Consider the following 1,558-nt stretch of genomic DNA (forward strand, 5'->3'; position numbering starts at 1 on the left):
TGTGGAACTATAGTGCTTTCAACTTGTAATCAGTGGGTCCCGAGTTCGACTCTTGGTGCCGGCACCATACGAAGCCCTGAGAAATCAGGCACATTAAAGCCTCAGCATAGCCTGGGGCTTTTTTGTATTCACAGATTTCTAGTTATATTTTTCCGTCGTTTAATTCATCGCTTAAGAATGAGTGCCTAATCATCACACTGGTAAGGCTCTACTCCATCCCCAAGAAACCGGTTGTTGGCTTCCCGCACCTTTGCTGCTGCATCATCATAGAGGAATGGTAGGGTGACATAACGGGTTCCTCTGGTGACAGGGGTTGCTGCATGCATTAATGAACAGGAAAATACAATGGCTCCTCCTGTGGGTGGCTTATATTTACGGTTTCCGTATTCTGGAAACCAGAGCTCCCCACCATCGTAATCGTCACTGTTCAAGTTGATGCTAATTGCAAACCTGCGGTGGGCAGTACCTTTCGTGGTGTTATCCCTGTGCTCTTTGAAGAAGCCGGCATCGTTTTCGTCATAGCAGGCAACAATATAGCGCTCGATACGTGTGGCCTGAAATTGGAATGCCCTGGCTATTTCCGGAACCAGCCGAGACTTTATTCTCTGTCGTAATGCCGTCTGTAGCGTTTCATCATCAATATTGACGTCGGTGCGGCGTTTCACACTGTTGTCTCTAAGCTCCAGGGTTTTTCCATCTACTGTGCGCATAAAGCCAGATGGTTCAGGTTGTCCTTCCTGGTAATAGTGCATGAGAGTTTCACACAGTCCCGTTTCAAGAACTCTTGGTACCAATAGTACTGGGGCCCAGAGCTCAATATTCTGAGATACATGGTGCTCTGGGTTAGGAAGGGTTTGCATGGCTTTAATAAAGGCTGCTGGTTGATCAATGCTGCCTTTAGCGTAGACTCGCAGAGTTGGATCAAGTATTAGCCAGTACGGATAGAAAGACTCTTGCTGAGATTCTGTGTCGTAACCCAGTGCCCCATACTCTCTGGCTATACTGCCATCTTCATCGTAAAAGATACGTTGTTTGGGAAATGCAGAGAGTGCCAGTGGGCTCTCCAGATCTTGCTTATTCAGAGTCAAGGCAAATCGAACACATTTATCATCATTAGTTATTAAATTTGAATTTTTAATTTCATTTATGAATTTTTTTGCAGGTGGAGCCGCACAATTACCTAGAAGAATTAATCCAACAAAACGACCGGCGACACTGGAAAACGCAAATCGCGGGTTATAGGTGGTGTGGGCATGAAACCAGGGAACAGGTTCTCCCCAGGAAGGAGTTCTATTAGTCATTTCTTAAAATTATTTATAATTAAAAATATATTTTAATTATGAAACAATTTTTGCAAGGTGTACTTGTTTTTTTCATTGAATTAATGGTTTTCAATAACTATACCTTATTAAGATGCCTGTTGTTTAAGGGAGTATTATCTATTCAATAGTGCCGGCGGGAATTATCGATAATTTAAAAACAATTAATAGTTAATCAAGATTAATTGGTTGTTCCTTTTCTTTGCAATTAATGAAAAAGAATACACAGGGAAGTTGCC

General features: G+C 42.5%; 1 protein-coding gene. It reads right to left on the reverse strand.

The annotated features are described in order from the left end of the window. Positions 1-185: 185 nt before the first annotated feature. The gene (locus tag ACOCLE_RS22665) at positions 186-1,088 is read right to left on the reverse strand and encodes a 2OG-Fe(II) oxygenase (protein ID WP_419534355.1); all 903 of its coding nucleotides are present in this window, start codon (positions 1,086-1,088) and stop codon (positions 186-188) included. Positions 1,089-1,558 lie beyond the last annotated feature (470 nt).

It is taken from the genome of Endozoicomonas sp., from assembly GCF_965196975.1.
GTDB lineage: Bacteria > Pseudomonadota > Gammaproteobacteria > Pseudomonadales > Endozoicomonadaceae > Endozoicomonas.